Annotated in this window: 1 protein-coding gene; it reads left to right on the plus strand. The window is 65.0% G+C overall.

Annotated elements, in window-relative coordinates:
- Positions 1-17: 17 nt before the first annotated feature.
- On the plus strand, positions 18-406 hold a 389-nt coding region (locus CDV46_RS18620), incomplete at its 3' end, for a hypothetical protein (protein WP_140413419.1).

Raw genomic sequence — 406 nt, forward strand, 5'->3', positions numbered from 1 at the left:
AACCGACCATGGATCGCATGACAGAACAGCTTTTCAGCGCGGCAGCCCGCGCACTGCTTACCCGCCCGGCAGATTTGCTGGCAGAAATCGAGCACTTGATCGAAGCGGGCGCCGATGTGAACGCCTGCGAGCTTTACGAGGGGCGCCCGCTGCTTTACATGCTGATTGACGACGGCCGCGCACACCCTGACGTTGTGCGCCTGCTTGCGTCGTTCGGCGCGAGCCTCGATACGCCATGCCAGCAGGGCACCACGCACCAGCAAGCCGGTTACGGCACCGCGCGGGAGCTGCTGGAAGTGTTGGAAGCCGGAAATCAAGGCTCTGGGCGCACGGTTTCACCGCTCACACCTTACGGTGCGCGGGCCGTTCGCCAGGCCTACGAAAACGGCGCGGCCGAGCGCCGGCA

Source organism: Pandoraea sp. PE-S2T-3, from assembly GCF_002179965.1.
GTDB lineage: Bacteria > Pseudomonadota > Gammaproteobacteria > Burkholderiales > Burkholderiaceae > Pandoraea.